The organism is Rhizobium sp. Rhizsp82 (assembly GCF_047325115.1).
Taxonomy (GTDB): domain Bacteria; phylum Pseudomonadota; class Alphaproteobacteria; order Rhizobiales; family Rhizobiaceae; genus Rhizobium.
In genome coordinates this window covers 2,531,307-2,550,561 of the sequence record NZ_CP168570.1, presented here as the reverse complement: position 1 = coordinate 2,550,561, position 19,255 = coordinate 2,531,307, and the positions used below count along the sequence as shown (strand labels likewise).

The window sequence follows — 19,255 nt, the reverse complement described above, 5'->3', positions numbered from 1 at the left end:
AACCGGCCGAAGCCTGACCTGGCTGCGGCCGGAAGATACGGAAGCGTATGGGAAGAGATTGCGAAGCCGCTCAGACGCTGTCCGTGTTGGCAACGTCCGCGGATCGTTCCGCCTCTTCGACCGCCTGCCGCGCACGCTGGCGCTCGACGAGTCGAGCCGCGTGGATGGCAATCTCGTAGAGAAGGATCGTCGGCAGTGCAAGACCGATCTGGGACATCGGATCAGGCGGCGTCAGCACGGCTGCGACGATGAAGGCCATGACGATCGCGAACTTGCGCTTCTCGGCAAGCCATGCGGACGTCAGCAGGCCGACACGGGCGAGCAGCGTGGTGATGACGGGAAGCTGGAAGACCAGGCCAAAGGACAGCACCAGCGTCATGATCAGGCTCAGATATTCCGAGACCTTCGGCAGCAGCGAGATGGCGACATCGCCATGACCCGGCGTCTGCTGCATGGCCAGGAAGAACCACATGACCATCGGCGTGAAGAAGAAATAGACGAGAGCCGCGCCGAGCAGGAAGAGGATCGGCGAAGCGATCAGGAACGGCAGGAAGGCCGCGCGTTCGTTCTTGTAGAGGCCAGGAGCCACGAACTTGTAGATCTGTGCCGCGATGATCGGGAAAGCGATCACCACGCCGCCGAACATCGCCACCTTCACCTGCGTGAAGAAGAACTCCTGCGGGGCGGTGTAGATCAGCTGCGCCTTGTCGACATCCATCCCCGCCCAGGTGACCGCGAGCTTGTAGGGGTAGACGAGGTAGTTGAAGAGATGCTTGGCAAAGAAGAAGCAGACGATGAAGGCGATGAAGAACGCGCCGATCGACCACATCAGCCGCCTGCGCAGCTCCATCAGGTGCTCGATCAACGGCTGCGGCTTGTCTTCAATATCACCGCTCATGCCTCATCCTTTTTCTTTGCTGCTGCCTTCTTCGGGGCAGCTGCGACCTTCTTTGCGGGTGCAGCCGTCTTGGCTGCTGCCGTCTTAGCCGGTGCCTTAAACGGAGCAGCCTTGGCTGCAGGCGCAGCCGCTACGGCCTTTGCTGCGGGCGCACGCTTTGCCTTGGCCGCGGGAGCGGCAGCCACAGGCTCGGCCTTTGCCTCAGCGGCAGCGCGCGGCTTGCGCACGGCCTTCGGCTTTTCAGCAACGACAGGCGCAGCAACCGGTTCGGCTGCGGGTGCCGGTGTTACGACCGGAGGCGTCTCCGGCAGGCTCATCGAGGGAGCCGGCACACTGACCGGCACCTCGGTCTTGTTGTCGACCTTCGTTGCGTTCTGAAGGTCGGCCTTGATGTCGTTGCCCATCTGGCGCAGCGGGTTCATCGCGTCGCGCAGCGTATTGGCGGGGTTGAGACGCTGGGCGTCGGCGAGCGTCTGGCGCACCTCGTCGAGATCGGCCTCACGCAGCGCCTCGTCGAATTGCGCACGGAATTCACCGGCAACCTTCTTGGCGCGCTGCGTCATCTTACCGAACGCACGCAACATCGGCGGCAGATCCTTCGGACCTACCACCACAATCAACACGACCGCGATGACAAGCAGCTCGGTCCAGCCAATATCGAACATTCAAGGCTCCTGGAGGGGAAGCGGGGCAAGCCACCCGTCCCCGGACTGATTACTTCGTTTCGTCGGCCTTGTGATCGACGGTCTTCGACGCCGTTTCCGGCGCATCTTCGTCGTTCATGCCCTTCTTGAAGCTCTTGATGCCCTTGGCAACGTCGCCCATCAGCTCCGGAATCTTTCCGCGGCCGAACAACAACAGCACGATGACCAGGACGATCAGCCAGTGCCACATGCTAAAAGAACCCATTACGCATACTCCCTGTTGCGATGTCTCTTCGATGTAAGAGTTTCCGACATCGTTTCCAACATCAAAATTCCCCTTATATTGACGCTTAATGTCACGGCTTTGACCTTTGTGACAAGCCACTGCGCTATCGAATTGTGGTGATGAGTATTGTTTTCGCCCTCAGTGGCAAAACAAAGACAAGCCGGTGCTAATCTTCCGATGCGCCACCCGGCGCAAGAAGCCCCAATTCCTCAAGATCCATCTGGGTGATCGGATCTTCGTCCTCGGTCAGCTCGTCATTCATCGACGGCGACGGGATGTTGAAATTTGCAGGGATGCGGCCGGAGAGCAGCCCTGCCCCCTTGAGCTCTTCAATACCAGGCAGATCGCGCAGTTCCTCAAGGCCGAAATGGTCGAGAAAATCGCGGGTGGTGCCGAGTGTTACGGGGCGGCCGGGCGTGCGGCGGCGGCCGCGGAAACGGACCCATCCGGCTTCCATGAGCACGTCGAGTGTGCCGCGCGAGGTCTGCACGCCTCTGATGTCTTCGATCTCGGCGCGCGTCACCGGCTGGTGATAGGCGATGATCGCCAGCACTTCGAGAGCAGCGCGCGAAAGCTTCTTCGTTTCATTCTCATCACGGCGGATCACAAATGAGAGATCGGCGGCCGTGCGGAAGGCCCAGGCATCGTCCACCTGCACCAGATTGACGCCGCGCGGCGCATATTGCTCCTTCAAGCGCAGCATGATCGTGTGGACATTGAAATGCTTGGCGATGCGATCGGCAATGAAGGCTTCGGAGACCGGCTGCGCCGAGGCGAAGACCAGTGCCTCGGCGATGCGTTCGGCCTCGAGCTCCGCCTGGAAGTCCTGGCTTTCGGCGCCCTCGCCTTGCTCCGCGCCGATATCGTCCTCAGGATCGATCATAGCGGCGTCTCCTGCTCGATGACCTGCAGCGTGGCATGCTTCGGCCCGCGGCGCATGTAGAGCGGCTCGAAGGCGCCGTCCTGGCGGATTTCGAGCTTGCCCTCGCGCACCAGCTCAAGCGAGGCGGCAAAGGCGCTGGCGATCGCCGTGACGCGTTCTTCGGGCGAAGTCATGTAGCGCAGCAGATAGTGCTCCAACGCCGTCCAGTCGGAGACATCGCCGATCATCCGGGTCAGCAGCTCGCGCGCCTCGGTGAGCGACCAGACGGTGCGCCGGGCGATCGTCACCTGGGTGACGGCCTGGCGCTGGCGCAGCGTCGCATAGGCGGTCAGCAGATCGTAGAGGCTGGCTTCATAGGCGGACTGGTGGCGATCGGGGATATGTTCCGGTGCGCCACGCGCGAAGATATCGCGGCCGAGGCGGTTGCGGTTGACGAGGCCGCTCGCGGCCTCGCGCATCGCTTCCAGGCGCTTCAGGCGGAAGGCGAGCGTTGCCGCCATCTCCTCGCCGGAGGGGCCGTCATCCTTGATCTGCTGCGGGATCAGCAGGCGCGATTTCAGGTAGGCAAGCCAGGCCGCCATGACGAGGTAGTCGGCCGCGAGCTCGATGCGGATACGGCGGGCGCTCTCGACGAACTGCAGATATTGCTCGGCCAGCGCCAGGACCGAAATGCGCGAGAGGTCAACCTTCTGATTGCGGGCGAGATAGAGCAACAGGTCAAGCGGGCCTTCGAAGCCGGCGACATCGATGACCAGCGCCGGTTCATGTGAACCACGCTCGGTGCCGCTGTCCTGCCAAAGCTTGTCCATCGGCGTTGCCGCCTGCGACCGCTCCGGAGTCTTGACTATGTTCAACTCTGCCTCTCTTCCGTTTCTCAGACGGCTGCAAACATCGCGTCGAATTCGCTGCGGATCGCGGCCTCGTCCGACTGATCGGCCTTTGGCATGCCGGCCAGAACCGCGTTGGCGCGCTCGAGAGACGCGCCCGCGAGCACCGGCACATTGGCGACCACCTGCTGCATCTCGTCCATATGGCCATTGCAATGCAGCACGATATCGCATCCGCCTGCAATGATATTCGCGGAGCGCTCGCCGATCGTCCCGGCCAGCGCGTTCATCGATGTATCATCCGAAAGCAACAGGCCGTTGAAGCCGATATGCTGGCGGATGACGCCGTCGATCACCTTGCGGGACGTGGTCGCCGGATTGCTGTCGTCGATCGCCGTGAAGACGACATGGCAGGTCATGGCGGCCAGTTCGTCTTTCATGGCGATGAAGGGCGGGAAATCATGCGCTTCGAGCTCCGCGCGCGAAACGGTGACGACCGGTAGTTCGTGGTGGGAATCGGCAAAACCGCGGCCATGGCCCGGCATGTGCTTCATCACCGGCAGAACGCCGCCAGCCTTCAGGCCTTCACTCGCCGCACGGCCCATCTCGGTCACCGTCTTCGGATCGCCGCCATAGGCGCGATTGCCGATGACATTGCTGCTGCCTTCGACCGGCACGTCGAGAACCGGGAGGCAATCGACATTGATGCCAAATTTCAGAAGGTCGAAAGCGTGCAGGCGCGACATCAGCCAGGCGGCGCGAAGCCCCTGCTCGCGTTCCTGGCGATAGATATCGCCGAGCGCCTGACCGGACGGATAGTGCTGGAGGATCGGCGGACGGATGCGCTGGACGCGTCCGCCTTCCTGATCGATCAGGACCGGCGCATGCCAGCCGACGCTCTCGCGCATTTCGGCGACGAGATCGGCGATCTGCTGCGGCTCGGAAATGTTGCGTCCGAAAAGAATGAAGCCCCAGGGGCGTTCCGCCTTGTAGAAGGCCTTTTCTTCCGGGGTCAGGGACAGGCCGCTACAGCCCAGGATCATCGCTTTTGATTCGGTCATACCCGAATCATAGAGGTGTGCGCCCGAATTGCGATAGGCCGGTCAAGCGGCATTCACAGGAAAGGCAGTGTAAAAACGAAAACGGCGGGCCTGAGCCCGCCGTTTCGATGCAGTGTGAAGCCGATTACTTCGAGATCAGGCAGCTACCACCAGCGGCGCGATACTTCTCGCAGATCGCAGCGGCTTCATCCTTCGAGGATGCCGGGATACGGACGCGGTAGAAGGTGCCCTTGCCTGCGATGTCGGCCTTACGGATCTCGTAGCTGCGGCCGGAAAGAACGCTGGCAAACTTCTTGGAGAGGCTTGCGTAGGACTTGTTGGCTTCAGCTTCCGATGGCAGCGATGCGATCTGGACGCCATAGGCACCCGACGGTGCAGCGGCCTGCGGCTGGGTGGCAGCCGGGGCGACGGAGGCGACCTCGGTCGGCTTCGGCTGTTCTGGTGCAGCGGCTGCGGCAGCAGGCTTTGCGGCCGGGCGGGCAGCCGGGACCGGCGCCGCGTCGGCCGGCTTTGCGGCGGCCTGCGGCTGAACCGGTGTCGACTGGACCTGACGGACCGGAGGCTCGACATTGGCCGGGTTGCTCGCGGCAACCTTGGCAAGGACCGATTCCGAAGCGGCAGGCTGAGCCGGCGTATTCTCGACCGGGGTCGAGCGGATATCGGCAGAGGCCACTTCCGTGCTTGCCGGGAAGTTCGCAGCAGAGCCGTTCGGCTTGATGGTCGTGGTCTTGACCTGGTTCACGGCAGGCGCGTCAACGGGTGCCTCGTCTTCACGGGCAACCAGCGTGCCATCAGGCTTGACGATCATCGTGCGGACCTTGCGCGGCGAAACGGCCGGAACGCGGTCTGCATCGTTGTTGGCAGCGGCGTCCTGCTGCTCCTGGCCTGGCAGCAGGCGCGGATCCTCGGTATCGCTGACCGGCGTGCTGACGGCCTGATCGGTGATGTCTCCGTCGTTATCCTCAGGTGCGACCTCAGGCGTCAGCGTGCGCTGAACGACGTCGACGGGCTGTTCGTCGGACGACACCAGCGCAGTCTGCTTCGGCGTCTCGGTGGCGCCGGCAACGCGGTCATAGACGGCCTTGTCCTGGTTCGGAACGGTCTTGCCACCCGGATTATCCGGAACGACTTTCACCGGCTCCTTGTCAGCGGCGATGATGCGCGGCTCGCCGGAACCACCGGCAATGCCAGTATCGGCAACGACGGTATAGAGGCCATAAGCGCCGCCTGCGAAGACGACGACCATGGCAGCGGCAGCGAGCATGCGTTTCATCGAGCGGGCGCGATGCATGTCTTCGGCAGCGCCGGCAGACTGGATGTGAACCTCGGCAAGCTGCTCGGTCCGCTGGACCGGTTCGCGCATGCTGCGGCGCAGATCTTCTTCCAGAGCGCGCTCGAGATCATCGAGACCGGCAACGGCGGGTGCTGCAGACTTCTGAGCCGCGGGAGCGGAGGCCTGCGATGCCCAGGCGGGCGCAGCAGCCGGAACGGCTTCCTTGGACTTGATCGGATCGAACAGGCTGGCGATCTCGGCATCGACGTCGAAATCGAAATCGTTGACCGGAGCGGCAGGCTTGTGCTGCTCGACCGGCGGCAGCGCCGGAACGTGCATTTCGCCAACTGCTTCCGGATGACCGTCGGCGTCGGTGATCATCGACGGATCGAAGGGAAGTTCTTCGACGGGTTCGACAACAGCTGCACGGACAGGAACCGCAGGCTGCGGGGCAGGCGTGAAAACGGCTGCCTGCGAATAGGAAACCGGTGCAGGCGTATAGGCCGGCTGAACCGGACGCGGCGCTTCTGCAACGACAGGCGCAGGCGCGATCGGGCGCGGAGCGACAACCGGTGCCGGAGCGACGGCAACAGGTGCGGGCTGAGCGCGAACAGGAGCAGGAGCCACTGCGACCGGCTCTTCCTTGACGGGCTCTGCGAAATCGAGATCGGCGAGTTCCAGTTCGATGCCTTCGAGATCGAGTTCGAAGTCATGACCTGCGAAGGGGTCTTCCTCTTCGGCCGGAGCGGGCTTGGCGGCCACGACGGGTGCTACCGGCTTTACCGGTTCCGGCTGATGGAACTGTACGGGTTCTTCGCGAACCGGCTCCGGAGCGCGCTGCGGCACCGGGTAACGGGAAACGTCAGCCAGAAGGTTGTCGATATCGAAGGCGGTTGCTTCATCCTGGGGCAGCGCCTCGGTCAGCGCTGCGTCGGAAGCAACGATGCCATCCTTGGCGGCAGCGGCGAGATCGAAGGCCTCGTGCGATACCGGCTCGGCATAGACAGCTTCGGCGACCGGCGCCTGCTCGACGACTTCGGGCTCTTCGTGGCGATCGATTTCGGCCGGGAAGCCGGAAGCGACGGGAGCGAAGTCCTCGGCAACGTCAAGTGCAGCAAGTTCCTGCAGGGTTTCTGCGGATGCCACTTCGGCAACCGGCTGCGGCGCAGGCGCAGCGGCAACGACAGGCTCGGGCTCGACCGCAACCGGACGGGCCGGCTCTTCGCGGCGGGCCGTATTGAAGTTGGCGAGCGGCAGCTTGATGCTGGCGGCAGACCACTGCGGCGCCTTGGCAACCGGAGCAACCGGCTGGGCAACCGATGCGGCACCGATCGACATTTCGAGTTCTTCGATCAGATCGCGGGCGCCGCCGTTGGAGACTGGCTCGGAGGGCTGGACCGCCCATTCGGCGGCAGCAACCTGACCACCGGTCCAGGCCTGCGTTTCCTCGGGCTCATAGGCCGCCGCACCCGGCTCAGCCTCGTGGGCTTCCGGCTCGGCATAGACCGGAGCCTCAACGGGCTCCTGCGGAGCGGCAGCGTGCTCGTAGGCAACGGGCTCATAGCTTGCGGCTTCCTCAACGGGCTGCTCGGCCGGATGATCGAGCGCACCCAGCGGGCGCGGCGCGTCGTAGCGCTCGAATTCCCGCAGCAATTCGTCTTCGAGATCGAAGGCCGGCTCCTGCCGGACTGGCTCTGAGACAGTATTGGCCGCTACACGCGGCTCGAAGCCAACGATGCGCGCGAGTTCCGCGAGCGGATCGTTTTCATCGAACAGCTCCGTCTTCTGTCGCGCGTCATACGCAAGTTGTTTGTCTGCCATACCCATCCCACTCAAAAGCCAACGCGGTCAATGCCAGCGCAATGTGGGGATTTGGTGACGTTTATCGCATTTCATCCGGTGCGGCGGTACCAGTAATGGCAAGACCCGACTTCAAAACCGAAGCGACAGCGTACACCAGCCCTAGTCTGGCAATACTCGATTCTCGGCTCTTATCGTTAACAAATCGTAATTCAGTCTGGTCTTTACCTTTGTTCCAGTGTGCATGGAACGAACTGGCGAGGTCGTAGAGATAGAAAGCGACCCTGTGAGGCTCCTGCGCCTGGGCTGCAGATTCGACGACGCGCGGGAACTCCGCAGCCTTCGCAATCAGCTGCAATTCCGCGGGATCCGAGATTCCAGAGACCGCTTTTGCGAGGTCTGCAGGGCTGACATTGAGGTCCGGAAAAGCCTCCTTCGCCTGCCGGAAAACCGACATGCAACGGGCATGCGCATATTGCACGTAAAAGACCGGATTATCTTTCGACTGTTCCGTTACTTTAGCGAAATCGAAGTCGAGCGGCTCGGAACTCTTCCGGTAAAGCATCATGAAACGCACCGAATCGCGGCCGACTTCCTCGACCACGTCGCGCAGCGTCACGAAGTCGCCGGAGCGCTTCGACATCTTCACCGGCTCGCCGTTGCGGAACAATTTTACGAGCTGGCAGAGCAGCACGGTCAGCTTCGAGTTGCCCTCTGAGACGGCACGGGCGACCGCTTCCAGGCGCTTGACGTAGCCGCCATGGTCGGCGCCGAGCACGTAGATCATCTCGTTGAAGCCGCGATCGAACTTGTTCTTGAAGTAAGCAACGTCGGCCGCGAAGTAAGTATAGGACCCGTCGGACTTGATCAGCGGGCGATCGACATCGTCGCCGACTTCGGTCGAGCGGAACAGCGTCTGCTCGCGATCTTCCCAATCCTCGGGCAGCTGACCCTTCGGCGGCGGCAGGGAGCCCTTGTAGACAAAGCCCTTGAAGGTCAGGTCGTTGATCGCAGTGCGAATGGCAGCAGCGCCACCATCGTGCAGCGTGCGCTCGGAGAAGAAAACGTCGTGATGGACGTTCAGCGCTGCGAGATCCTCGCGGATCATCGCCATCATTGCCGTGATCGCCTTGTCCTTTACGATCGGCATCCACTGCTCTTCCGGCATGTTGTGCAGCCGCACACCGTATTCACCGGCCAGTGACTGGCCGACCGGAACGAGGTAATCACCTGGATAGAGGCCGGCCGGGATCTCGCCGATCTTCTCGCCGAGGGCTTCGCGGTAACGCAGGAAGACCGAGCGTGCCAGCACGTCGATCTGCGAGCCGGCATCGTTGATGTAATATTCCTTCTCGACGGCATAGCCGGCGAAGGCCAGAAGGTTTGCGAGCGCGTCGCCGACAACGGCGCCGCGGCAATGGCCGACATGCATCGGGCCGGTCGGGTTTGCCGAGACATATTCGACATTGACCTTACGGCCGGCGCCGAGCGTCGAGCGACCGTAGTCGGTACCGGCTTCGATCATCGAGCCGAGCAGCCGCTGCCAGTACCCGACGGACAGCTTGATGTTGATGAAGCCCGGACCGGCCACCGAAACCTCGGCGACATCAGGGTCTTCCTTCAGCTTGCCGAGAATGATTTCGGCGAAGGCGCGCGGATTGGTGCCGAGCGGCTTGGCGAGCACCATCGCAGCATTGGTCGCGACGTCGCCATGCGTCACATCGCGCGGCGGCTCGACGGCGATGCGGCCGAAATCGAGCTCGGATCGCTTTTCCTTGACCAGATCGATCTGTTCAAGGGCGGTTTTAATCCTGGCTTCGAAATCGGTAAAAAGGTTCATCGCACTCTTCCATGCATAGGCTGTGCCACAAGGCATCGACCGGCGCTCTCGCCGGGCGCGTGCTGCCTATCGCAAATCGGGAGTGTGGTCAAACAATCGCCTGTGAGCGCTGATGGCATAGGTGTCCGTCATCCCGGCCAGATAGTCGCCGACATGGCGGGCCTTCGGGGCATCGGCAAGGCCCGCGATGTGATCCACCCAGTAGTGGCTCTGCATCTCCTTGGGGTTCGCCATATAAGCGCCGAAGAGGTCGGTGACGATCTGTGCGGCACCGGCGCGGATGCGCATGATCTCCGGGTGGCGGTAGATGCGCTTGAAGAGCATCTGCTTGATCAGCCTGTCGGTTTCGGCCATCGCCGGCGAGAAGGTGGCGATGACGCGATCGGCGTGGCGAATATCGTCGGCGCTCTTCGGATTGATCTGGGCGAGACGCTCCTGCGCAACCGAGATCACATCCTCGACCATGCGAGTGATCTGCCGGCGCATGATCTCATGGGTGAAGCGGCTAGCTTCGAGGTTCGGATAGCGGTCGCGAACTTCCGCCATAAGCCCGGCGAGGAAGGGAATCTCCTCCAGCATGTCGAAGGTCAGGTAGCCGGAGCGCAGGCCGTCGTCGATGTCGTGGGTGTTGTAGGCGATATCGTCGGCGATCGCCGCCACCTGCGCCTCCAAGCTGGCATAGGTCGCGAGCTGGAGGTCGTGGAGCTCGCAATAGTCGAGGATGGGCTGGGGAACCGGGCCGCGCGTGCCCTGCCCGTCCGGCGTCAGCAACGGGCCATTGTGCTTGACGAGGCCTTCGAGGCTCTCCCAGGTCAGGTTGATGCCGTCGAATTCGGCATAGCGGCGTTCCAGCTTCGTGACGATGCGCAGCGACTGGGCATTGTGATCGAAGCCGCCATAGGGCAGCAGCACCTCATGCAGCGCATCCTCGCCGGTGTGCCCGAACGGGGTGTGGCCGAAATCGTGGACCAGCGCCACGCCCTCGGCAAGATCCTCGTCGAGCTTCAGGGCGCGCGCCAAAGCACGGGCGATCTGCGCCACCTCGATCGTGTGGGTCAGGCGCGTGCGGTAGTGATCGCCATCCTGGGCGATAAAGACCTGCGTCTTGTGCTTCAGGCGGCGGAAGGCGGTGGTGTGGACGATGCGGTCGCGGTCGCGCTGGAAGTCGGATCGCGTCGGGCTGGAGCTCTCCTGATAGAGCCGCCCGCGGGTCGTCCAGGGATCAGCCGCATAGACTGCCCGTTCGCTGTTGCCGAAACCCAATGCACGCCTGTCAATCGTCATTCTTCACCGTCATTCGAACCGCGCGGCCGGATCGCCCCATTGACGCCGCTTCACGCTCTTCATACCTATAGTCAGTATATCAGGCAAAGCGGCGCTTTCTTAACCGCTTTCCGCAATAATGCGCTCCGTGAGCGCCCGTGATAAATTCTTTTGATATCAGCCGTTTGAACGCTCTGCGGCTTTTATCAATTCTCTCCGGATCTTGACCCCGGCAGGAGGAAGCATGACAGAGACTTCAGTAACCCTCTCCGATGCGGCCGCAAAGCGAATCGCCGCGATCGTCGGTGCCGAGGCCGGAAAGAGCGCGCTGCGCGTTTCCGTCGAAGGCGGCGGCTGTTCGGGTTTTTCCTACAAGTTCGACCTTGCCGACGGCGTTCAGGACGATGACGTGATCGTCGAGAAGAACGACGCCAAGGTGCTGATCGACAGCCTCTCGCTGGTCTATATGGCCGGCTCCGAGATCGACTTCGTCGACAACCTGCTCGGCCAGTCCTTCCAGATCAAGAATCCGAACGCGGTTGCCAGCTGCGGCTGCGGAACGAGCTTTTCGATCTAAGCTTTCCACCGATCTCAGACCCGACCGGCCGAAGAAATCTCTTCCGGCCGGTTTATCGTCTTGTCCGGTTGCTACCCATCACGATACAAGATCGGCACGAAGCAAGAGGTGATGGATGAAGATCGCGACCTGGAACATCAACGGCGTCAAGGCGCGTATCGACAACCTGACGCAGTGGCTCAAGGATTCCAATCCCGACATCGTCTGCCTGCAGGAAATCAAGACGGTCGACGAAGGCTTTCCGCGCCTTGAGATCGAGGCGATGGGCTATCATGTCGAGACGCATGGCCAGAAGGGTTTCAACGGCGTCGCGATCCTCTCCAAGAGCAAGCCGGACGAAGTGAGCCGCGGGCTGCCCGGCGATCCGCTGGACGAGCAGGCACGCTTCATCGAGGCGGTGTTCTCGCTGCCCGGCAACAAGGCGCTGCGCGTCTGCTGCCTCTATCTGCCGAACGGCAATCCCGTCGAAACCGAGAAATACAGCTACAAGCTCGCCTGGATGGAGCGCCTGCAGCAATTTGCGGCGCAGCGGCTGAGCTATGAGGAGCCGCTCATTCTGGCTGGCGACTATAACGTCATTCCCGAGCCGCATGATTGCTTCGACCCGAAGGTCTGGGCGAATGACGCGCTCTTCCTGACGCAGACCCGTGAAGCCTTCCGCAGGCTCGAAAGCCTCGGCTTCACCGATGCTGTGCGCGCCACGACGGATGCGGTTCAGCTCTATTCATTCTGGGATTATCAGGCCGGCGCCTGGCCGAAGAACAACGGCATTCGCATCGACCATCTGATGCTGTCGCCTGAAGCCGCAGACCGCATGACCTCGACGGCGATCGAAAAGCACGTCCGCGCCTGGGAAAAACCGTCCGACCACGTTCCCGTCGTCGCCTATTTCGACTTCGCGGCTTAAGCTACGATCAATCGCCGCTCGTGGCGATATTGTGGGAGAGCGAGACCGCTGCACGGCGGTCTCCTTCGGTCGCGACCGAGAAAGCCTGCTCCTGCAGCGATTCCATCCAGCCACAGTCCTTCGGCTTGCAGCGGTCGAGCGCCGCCGTCATCATCGCCAGACCACGGGCCGACTGGCCTTCCTGGAAGAGGATGTTGCCGAAGACGGACATAGCGCCCGGATGGCCGCTCTTGCGGGCCTGATTCAGCCACTTCTTCGCCTGCAGCGGATTGGGGCTGCCGCCCTCGCCCGAAAGCATCATCTGCGCCAGCTGGAACTGCGCTTCCGGCACGCCGAAGGTCGAGGCGACCTGGAAATAGAGTTGGCGGGCCTGGTTGAGATCAACCTTCACCGGACTACCGGCAATGCCGTGCTTGTAATAGCTCGCGAGCGACAGCAGCGCATTGATGAAGAAGCCGGTATCTTCGGAACCCGGCTCCACGCCCTGCTGGGCAATCTCGCTATAGATCTTGAAGGCTTCGAAATCGTCCTGGGTCACGCCGTCGCCGTCGGCATACATGTTGGCCAGCGCCCAGCGCGAGCCGGTATGGCCCTTTTCCGCGGCGTATTTGTAAGCTTCGACAGCTTCTTCCTTCTGGCCGCTCTTGTAAGCCTTGAAGCCGAACTTGAAGAGATCGAAGGGACCGGATTCCTTGGTGACGCCGGCATTGATATCAAAAGCGGCGGCTGGGGAGGCAACCGCTGCGGAAAGCGCGATCGACAGCCCCATGAGAGCAAATCTGAAAAGTCTGAACTCGGATGTCAGCATTTCACTCAGTTTCTTTCGCTTCCATCGCAGACCAGCCCGGCAGCAAAAACTCCGCTGCCACGCGTCCCGGCGTATCTCCTCCAGGCGAGCGATCCCGCGGCGAGCTCTCTGGCTCCTTTGCCCGCGTCGCATCCAGCCTTCCGCCCTTCTTCGAGGGCCTGAATTTCCTGCGCATCGCGATAGACCACCCGGGTTCCGGCCTGGCCCGCCTGCAATGCCTGCGGCGTCATTTTCGCGGAAGAAACGTCTGTCTTTCCGCCTTCCCAATATCCGTAAACACCAAATGTGACCAAACCGGTATCGGCGTGATCGCGGTGCTCGTCAGCGCCCGTCATGGACGCGGAAACATCGGAGAATGGACAGATGGAAGACACGACTTGAGAGCGAAATTTTCCGGCGGAATCGCCTTGCGGGAAAAGCTGAATCGCAAATGGAGCGGAATGAAATCCGGTCTCCGATCGGCTCTCGCCTGTCCCTGAAAAAACTCGACCCATCTTACTTTTCAAACGCACCCTACGCCTGCCATTCCCTTGCCCGCAAATACCGCTGCGCCCTGTTTGTGGCGGGAAATGGACAAATTCGCCCTGGAGATAGCTTACGCCAACTGTCGTAAAAAACTGTTGCGGATTCGTCACAAAATGGGATGTCCAAAAGGCATGATTAATATGGCATCAAGCAAAGAAAAGCCCGGCACTGGGCCGGGCTTTTGATTCAAGTGATCAGCTTCAGAACTTGATCTTGATGCTGGTCGAAAGTGCCGTGACCAGATCGTTGCCGAACGAATACGTCACGTCGTTGCCGTAAGTCACGCCATCGCGGGTAAAGGTCCCGGATTCGCCACTGGTCATAAGGCCGATGGCACCAGCAAAACGCCATTCGATGTTTTCGGTCGGGGTGTAGGCAGCGCCGAGGCCGAGCATCCAGGTATCGGTCTGCGAACCGTAGCCGTCGCTGGTGCCGCGGTCCCAGGTCAGGCTGACAGCGCCCGCCCACTGATCGTTGAATTTGTGGCCGATACCACCACCGATCGTCCAGCCATCACGGTAGGCTAGGTCCAGAGACGTCAGGCCTCCAGCGGGACACAAACCGGAAGTCGGGCAGAATTCAATGGACTGGAGAAGACTCCAGTTCGTCCACTTTACATTGCCGAACGCCAGCCAGTCGGGTGCGATACCGGTCTGAACCTTGAGTTCAAGCGAATCTGGGGCTTGGGCCGCACCCGTCACAGGGATGATGCCGAGACCAGCAGCTGTTAAATCCACTGTGCCATCTAGGTGGTCATAATCCACCCTGCTGTTATAGACCAGGCTAGCTCTCATCGCGTATTCGGGGATTTCGTACGCCACACCGGCGCGCCAGCCCCACGACTGATCGCTCATTTCAAGACTACCGACGACATTCGGCGGCGCAACCAAGCGAGACTTGAAGCCTTCAATCTCTTGATAGAAGGCGCCGCCAATCAAGCGAAACTGCCCTGGACCCGCATCAAACTTGTAGGAACACGTCGCGCCGTAGTTATGGCTGGTGACCTTCGTCTTGATATTGCTGTTAGCACCAGCCCAATTAGCGCCAGGATTGCTATACGCGCCGAATGGTTCGGAATAGTCGATCAAGCAATCGACCGGTCCAATTCCACCTTTCATGCCGACGTAAGGTATTGCATAGTTTTCCGTCTCATCAGCGGTCCTGGGACGGGAGTTCAGGCTGCCGTCTGAAGGATCAATATCGTTGACATTCTTCAGCTTGCGCTGCGGCATGACGTAAGTCACACCACTGCTGAACGAAAATGGCCCCGTATCAAAGAGCTGGTCGATATTGTAGCCGCCGCGTTCCAGGCCGCCGGCAAATGACGGCGATGCGAAGGACGAAAGGATAACGAGCGATGCTACGCCCTTGGAAAACATACGAGATGCCATTGTGTCTCCCCCACTCAAGCAATGCAGATGGCTGCACCTTGCAAAGGAATGGCGCGGATGACAATGCGCGCCTTCATGCCGCCACAATGCATGCAAGAAGTTAAATTGACGTAAGAAATTGACGGGCACGTCAAAAATTTGACTATGGTAAAATTTTATCCCAACAAACTAATCATTTCGGGTTATTTTTGGATTATCCTTCCAACCGATCCCACTCCTGTATCAATCTGACAACAGTCAGTTTTTTCGGCCTTACCCACCGAATAATTCGAAAAAATGCCCATTTTCGCATCAGCAACAGCACATATACGCACCACGCCTCGACTCGCGGTGTCTGCAAATCAAAACGGCGTCCCGAGATATCAGGACGCCGTTTTGGAATAGTTTGCTACCAAAAGTGGATCAGGCTTCGATCACCCTTGCAAGCGCAACTTTCAGGCTCTCCATCTGCCCCTCCAGTTCGGCCAGGCGCTCACGCTCGGCTTCCACGACCTCGGGGTTGGCATTGGCGACGAATTTCTCGTTCGACAGCTTGCCGTTGATGCGGGCCATTTCGCCTTCGGTCTTGCCGATCGCCTTTTCGAGACGGGATTTTTCCGCCGAAAGGTCGATCAGGCTGCCGAGCGGCAGGCAGGCGGTGGCTTCGCCGACAACGATCTGAGCGGCCCCCTTCGGCGCGGCGTCGGCGAGCGAAACCGCCTCAACGCGTGCCAGGCGCTTGATTGCCGCATCGTGGCGCGACAGGCGATCCCTGGTCAGCGCATTGGCGTTGACGAAGACCAGCGGCGCAGTTGCCGACGGCGGAACGTTCATTTCGGCGCGTACCGAGCGGATGCCCGATACCAGGTCGATCAGCCAGTTGATTTCGTCGGCAGCCGCATCGTCGGAGAAGGACGGCGACGGCCATTCAGCATGGCAGACCAGCGTATCGCGCTCGATGCCCTCGCCCGCCGTATGCGCCCAGAGCTCTTCGGTCATGAAGGGCATGAACGGATGCAGCAGCTTGTAGATCTCTTCCAGGATGTAGGCGCTGCAGGCCTGGGCTTCCTGCTTGGCGGCTTCGTCCTCGCCGCTGAATACCGGCTTCAGCAGTTCGAGATACCAGTCGCAGACCTGGTTCCAGACGAAGCGATAGAGCGCTCCGGCCGCATCGTTGAAGCGGTAGGCCTCGATGGCTTCCGTAACGTCACGTTCCGCACGGGCAAGTTCTGTCAGGATCCAGCGGTTGATGGTCAGCTTGACGCTGTCGGGCGCAAAGTTCGGATCGCTCTTGGCGCCGTTCATCTCGGCGAAGCGCGTGGCGTTCCAGAGCTTGGTGCCAAAATTGCGATAGCCGGCGATACGCGCGGGATCGAGCTTCACGTCGCGGCCCTGCGCCGCCATGATGGCGAGCGTGAAGCGCAGCGCGTCGGCGCCGTATTCGTCGATCAGTTCCAGGGGATCGATGACGTTGCCCTTCGACTTCGACATCTTCTGGCCATTCTTGTCGCGGACCAGCGCGTGAATATAGACCGTGTGGAAGGGCTCGACGGGATTGCCGTCCTCGTCCTTCATGAAGTGCAGGCCCATCTGCATCATGCGCACCACCCAGAACGGGATGATGTCGAAGCCGGTGACCAGCACGTTGGTCGGGTAATAGCGTGCCAGTTCCGGCGTCTTTTCCGGCCAGCCGAGCGTCGAGAAAGGCCAGAGCGCCGACGAGAACCAGGTGTCGAGAACGTCTTCGTCGCGCGTCAGGATTTCGCCCGGCTTGAAGTTTTCGAGCAGGTCCTCGACATAGGCCTTCATCGGGCCTTCATGCGACAGGTAATGCTGGATGGCCGCCTGCAGCGCCTCTTCCTCGGTCTTCTCGACGAAGACCTGACCATCGGGGCCGTACCAGGCCGGAATCTGGTGACCCCACCAGAGCTGGCGCGAGATGCACCAGGGCTGAATATTTTCCATCCACTGGAAATAGGTGTTTTCCCAGTTCTTCGGAACGAACTTGGTGCGGCCCTCGCGAACCGAGGCGATCGCCGGCTTGGCGAGCGTCTTGTTGTCGACCCACCACTGCTCCGTCAGGCGCGGCTCGATCGGCACGCCGCCGCGGTCGCCGTGCGGAACCATGTGCTTGTGCGGCTCGATCTTGTCGAGCAGGCCGGCTTCCTCGAAAATCTCAACGATGATCTTGCGTGCCGCGAAACGGTCCTGGCCCTCGAGACGATCCCAGGCGCCATGAAGTGCCGCCGGATTGTCGAGACCTTCGAGGAAGTCCTCGTTTTCCTTGATGGTGACCGATCCGTCGATGTTGAGCACGTTGATGGCGCGCAGGCCGGTGCGCTTGGCAACGTCGAAGTCGTTGAAGTCATGCGCCGGCGTCAGCTTGACGGCGCCGGTCCCTGCCGTCGGATCGGCGTAGCTGTCGGCGACGATTCGGATCTTGCGGCCGACGATCGGCAGGATGACATGCTTGCCGACGATCGACTTGTAGCGATCGTCATCGGGGTTCACCGCAACGCCGGTATCGCCGAGCATGGTTTCCGGGCGCGTCGTGGCGACGACGAGATAGTCGCGCGTTTCGAATTCGGTCGGCTTGCCCTCTTCATCGAAAGCAACCGGATGCTGGTAGGTGACGCCCTCTTCCAGCGGATAGCGCAGGTGCCAGAGATTGCCCTTCACTTCGATCTGCTCGACTTCCATGTCGGAAATCGCCGTCAGAAGCTTCGGATCCCAGTTGACCAGGCGCTTATCCTTGTAGATCAGGCCTTCCTTGTAAAGCGTTACGAAGACTTCAAGAACGGCTGCCGAGAGGCCCTCGTCCATCGTAAATCGCTCGCGCGACCAGTCGCAGGAGGCGCCAAGGCGCTTCAGCTGGTTGAAGATCAGGCCGCCCGATTCAGCCTTCCACTCCCAGACCTTGTCGATGAAGGCATCGCGGCCCATTTCGCGGCGGCCGGGAAGCTGCTGTTCCATCAGCTTGCGCTCGACGACCATCTGCGTCGCGATGCCGGCATGGTCCATGCCCGGCTGCCAGAGCACGTCCTTGCCGCGCATGCGCTCGAAGCGGATCATGACGTCCTGCAGCGTGTTGTTGAGCGCGTGGCCCATGTGCAGGGAGCCCGTCACGTTCGGCGGCGGGATCACGATCGTGAACGTTTCGGCGCCGGGCTTCTTGTTGGCACCGGCACGGAAGGCATCGGCTTCGTCCCATTTCGCAGCGATTTTCGGTTCGACTGCGGCGGAATCATAGGTCTTGTCGAGCATTTTATGACCAAACTTCGGGGTTTTAGGATGCGGGTTTGTAAATAGGATGGCTGCGGGCAAGTCAATAAAAAAGCCGCCCCGGAGACCGGAGCGGCTTGTTCGGCAAAAAGCGTTTCCGGTTAGCGGCGCGGACCGCGCGCCACGCGCTCGATTTCCTCGCGCACCAGCCGCTCGACCAGCGTCGGCAGATTGTCGTCCAGCCACTCGCGCAGCATCGGGCGCAGCATGTCCTCGGCGATTTCGTCGAGCGAGCGGCGCTCGGCACCGTCGATCGCCAGCGCCAGCTCTTCGAAGGAGCGGGCAACCTGAAGGCTGGCATCCTGCGAGATCAGCGCCTGGGCTTCTTCGAGAACCTGCGGCAGGAAAGACGGAGCCGGTGCAGGCGCAGCGAGCACCGGAGCAACCGGGGCCTCAGGCGCGATCGTCGCCTGCGGTTCGGCAACCGGCTCGATCTCGGGTGCGACTGCCTGCGGCAGCGGCTGAGGTTCGGGCTCGACAGGCAGAACTTCGGCAACAACCGGAGCAGGCTTCGGCGCCGGCAGCGGCGCGACAACCGGTGCAGCGGCGACCGGCTCGACCGGACGGCGGATTTCCTCGGCAACAGGTGCGGTAACGGGCGCAGCGACGGGTTCCGGCTGACGGAAAACCGGCGGCAATTCGCGCGGCGGCTGGGCCGGCAGGCGCTCGGAAGCGGCGCGGACGCGGGCGGCGACATCGGCAAGCGACATGGCGCGCGCCGGCTGCTCGGCCTCGCGGGTGCCAGCCGAATTGGCGGCAACGAAGCGCGGATCCTGTGTCAGCACCGGCTCGGGGAATTCGACATTGGCGTAGGTGTCATCGACCGTCAGGTGGATGTTGGAATCGTGGCCTTCATCCTCGGCATCGTCACCGTAAACCGGAGGCAGAGACGGGGAAATGGCCTTGCCGGCGCCCGGCTCATTGCTCTCGATGATCTGGCGGATCGACGCCAGAATCTCTTCCATGGACGGTTCACGCGCTACACTTGGCTGAGCCATATCTATCCCCGTT

16 protein-coding genes are annotated in these 19,255 nt (G+C 61.4%); 2 read left to right on the top strand and 14 right to left on the bottom strand.

Going from position 1 to position 19,255, the window contains the following annotated elements:
- Nucleotides 1-70 precede the first annotated feature (70 nt).
- From tatC to ACEN84_RS17600, 9 genes are all read right to left on the bottom strand, one after another.
- Nucleotides 71-898, bottom strand: a complete 828-nt coding sequence (gene tatC, locus ACEN84_RS17640; protein ID WP_112711578.1) for a twin-arginine translocase subunit TatC — start codon at nucleotides 896-898, stop codon at nucleotides 71-73.
- Nucleotides 895-1,563, bottom strand: coding sequence for a Sec-independent protein translocase protein TatB (gene tatB, locus ACEN84_RS17635; RefSeq protein WP_413709401.1), 669 nt, complete (start codon nucleotides 1,561-1,563; stop codon nucleotides 895-897). The genes tatC and tatB overlap by 4 nt, the downstream gene beginning before the upstream one ends.
- A gap of 49 nt (nucleotides 1,564-1,612) precedes the next feature.
- Nucleotides 1,613-1,807, bottom strand: coding sequence for a twin-arginine translocase TatA/TatE family subunit (locus ACEN84_RS17630; protein ID WP_112711576.1), 195 nt, complete (start codon nucleotides 1,805-1,807; stop codon nucleotides 1,613-1,615).
- A gap of 187 nt (nucleotides 1,808-1,994) precedes the next feature.
- Complete coding sequence (gene scpB / locus ACEN84_RS17625; RefSeq protein ID WP_413709400.1) at nucleotides 1,995-2,711, bottom strand: SMC-Scp complex subunit ScpB; 717 nt, start codon at nucleotides 2,709-2,711, stop codon at nucleotides 1,995-1,997.
- Nucleotides 2,708-3,520: a segregation and condensation protein A gene (locus ACEN84_RS17620; protein WP_112711574.1), complete on the bottom strand. Its 813-nt coding sequence runs from the start codon at nucleotides 3,518-3,520 to the stop codon at nucleotides 2,708-2,710. Before ACEN84_RS17620 ends, scpB begins: the two co-directional genes overlap by 4 nt.
- A gap of 65 nt (nucleotides 3,521-3,585) precedes the next feature.
- Nucleotides 3,586-4,599, bottom strand: coding sequence for a beta-N-acetylhexosaminidase (gene nagZ / locus ACEN84_RS17615; protein WP_413709399.1), 1,014 nt, complete (start codon nucleotides 4,597-4,599; stop codon nucleotides 3,586-3,588).
- 124 nt (nucleotides 4,600-4,723) lie between these two features.
- A complete protein-coding gene (locus ACEN84_RS17610) occupies nucleotides 4,724-7,693 on the bottom strand; it encodes an SPOR domain-containing protein (protein ID WP_413709398.1) in 2,970 nt (989 codons plus the stop codon).
- A gap of 61 nt (nucleotides 7,694-7,754) precedes the next feature.
- A complete protein-coding gene (gene argS, locus ACEN84_RS17605; RefSeq protein ID WP_413709397.1) occupies nucleotides 7,755-9,512 on the bottom strand; it encodes an arginine--tRNA ligase in 1,758 nt (585 codons plus the stop codon).
- Nucleotides 9,513-9,578: 66 nt separating this feature from the next.
- Nucleotides 9,579-10,796 carry a deoxyguanosinetriphosphate triphosphohydrolase gene (locus ACEN84_RS17600; RefSeq protein WP_203428981.1) on the bottom strand — a complete coding sequence of 406 codons (1,218 nt, stop codon included), beginning with the start codon at nucleotides 10,794-10,796 and terminating at the stop codon, nucleotides 9,579-9,581.
- Nucleotides 10,797-11,019: 223 nt separating this feature from the next.
- Here ACEN84_RS17600 and erpA point away from each other — a divergent pair, with 223 nt between their 5' ends.
- A complete protein-coding gene (erpA, locus tag ACEN84_RS17595; protein WP_203428982.1) occupies nucleotides 11,020-11,352 on the top strand; it encodes an iron-sulfur cluster insertion protein ErpA in 333 nt (110 codons plus the stop codon).
- Between the two features lie 115 nt (nucleotides 11,353-11,467).
- Entirely contained in the window at nucleotides 11,468-12,259 is a 792-nt protein-coding gene (xth, locus tag ACEN84_RS17590) for an exodeoxyribonuclease III (protein ID WP_413709396.1), read from the top strand.
- Between the two features lie 7 nt (nucleotides 12,260-12,266).
- Here xth and exoR read toward each other — a convergent pair whose 3' ends face one another.
- The 5 genes from exoR to ACEN84_RS17565 all read right to left on the bottom strand — a co-directional run bounded on the left by exoR (nucleotide 12,267) and on the right by ACEN84_RS17565 (nucleotide 19,242).
- Complete coding sequence (exoR, locus tag ACEN84_RS17585; protein WP_413709395.1) at nucleotides 12,267-13,067, bottom strand: exopolysaccharide production regulator ExoR; 801 nt, start codon at nucleotides 13,065-13,067, stop codon at nucleotides 12,267-12,269.
- 5 nt (nucleotides 13,068-13,072) lie between these two features.
- Nucleotides 13,073-13,561: a hypothetical protein gene (locus tag ACEN84_RS17580; RefSeq protein WP_413709394.1), complete on the bottom strand. Its 489-nt coding sequence runs from the start codon at nucleotides 13,559-13,561 to the stop codon at nucleotides 13,073-13,075.
- A gap of 231 nt (nucleotides 13,562-13,792) precedes the next feature.
- On the bottom strand, nucleotides 13,793-14,983 hold the full coding sequence (locus tag ACEN84_RS17575) for an OmpP1/FadL family transporter (RefSeq protein WP_413709393.1): 1,191 nt from the start codon (nucleotides 14,981-14,983) through the stop codon (nucleotides 13,793-13,795).
- 402 nt (nucleotides 14,984-15,385) lie between these two features.
- Complete coding sequence (locus tag ACEN84_RS17570; RefSeq protein ID WP_413709392.1) at nucleotides 15,386-18,226, bottom strand: valine--tRNA ligase; 2,841 nt, start codon at nucleotides 18,224-18,226, stop codon at nucleotides 15,386-15,388.
- 119 nt (nucleotides 18,227-18,345) lie between these two features.
- Nucleotides 18,346-19,242, bottom strand: a complete 897-nt coding sequence (locus ACEN84_RS17565; protein ID WP_413709391.1) for a DUF2497 domain-containing protein — start codon at nucleotides 19,240-19,242, stop codon at nucleotides 18,346-18,348.
- Nucleotides 19,243-19,255 lie beyond the last annotated feature (13 nt).

What these genes read in the sequence shown, in the direction of transcription:
- tatC (WP_112711578.1), bottom strand. Translation starts at nt 898, where the DNA reads ATGAGCGGTGATATTGAAGACAAGCCGCAGCCGTTGATCGAGCACCTG.
- tatB (WP_413709401.1), bottom strand. Translation starts at nt 1,563, where the DNA reads ATGTTCGATATTGGCTGGACCGAGCTGCTTGTCATCGCGGTCGTGTTG.
- ACEN84_RS17630 (WP_112711576.1), bottom strand. Translation starts at nt 1,807, where the DNA reads ATGGGTTCTTTTAGCATGTGGCACTGGCTGATCGTCCTGGTCATCGTG.
- scpB (WP_413709400.1), bottom strand. Translation starts at nt 2,711, where the DNA reads ATGATCGATCCTGAGGACGATATCGGCGCGGAGCAAGGCGAGGGCGCC.
- ACEN84_RS17620 (WP_112711574.1), bottom strand. Translation starts at nt 3,520, where the DNA reads ATGGACAAGCTTTGGCAGGACAGCGGCACCGAGCGTGGTTCACATGAA.
- nagZ (WP_413709399.1), bottom strand. Translation starts at nt 4,599, where the DNA reads ATGACCGAATCAAAAGCGATGATCCTGGGCTGTAGCGGCCTGTCCCTG.
- ACEN84_RS17610 (WP_413709398.1), bottom strand. Translation starts at nt 7,693, where the DNA reads ATGGCAGACAAACAACTTGCGTATGACGCGCGACAGAAGACGGAGCTG.
- argS (WP_413709397.1), bottom strand. Translation starts at nt 9,512, where the DNA reads ATGAACCTTTTTACCGATTTCGAAGCCAGGATTAAAACCGCCCTTGAA.
- ACEN84_RS17600 (WP_203428981.1), bottom strand. Translation starts at nt 10,796, where the DNA reads ATGACGATTGACAGGCGTGCATTGGGTTTCGGCAACAGCGAACGGGCA.
- erpA (WP_203428982.1), top strand. Translation starts at nt 11,020, where the DNA reads ATGACAGAGACTTCAGTAACCCTCTCCGATGCGGCCGCAAAGCGAATC.
- xth (WP_413709396.1), top strand. Translation starts at nt 11,468, where the DNA reads ATGAAGATCGCGACCTGGAACATCAACGGCGTCAAGGCGCGTATCGAC.
- exoR (WP_413709395.1), bottom strand. Translation starts at nt 13,067, where the DNA reads ATGCTGACATCCGAGTTCAGACTTTTCAGATTTGCTCTCATGGGGCTG.
- ACEN84_RS17580 (WP_413709394.1), bottom strand. Translation starts at nt 13,561, where the DNA reads ATGGGTCGAGTTTTTTCAGGGACAGGCGAGAGCCGATCGGAGACCGGA.
- ACEN84_RS17575 (WP_413709393.1), bottom strand. Translation starts at nt 14,983, where the DNA reads ATGGCATCTCGTATGTTTTCCAAGGGCGTAGCATCGCTCGTTATCCTT.
- ACEN84_RS17570 (WP_413709392.1), bottom strand. Translation starts at nt 18,226, where the DNA reads ATGCTCGACAAGACCTATGATTCCGCCGCAGTCGAACCGAAAATCGCT.
- ACEN84_RS17565 (WP_413709391.1), bottom strand. Translation starts at nt 19,242, where the DNA reads ATGGCTCAGCCAAGTGTAGCGCGTGAACCGTCCATGGAAGAGATTCTG.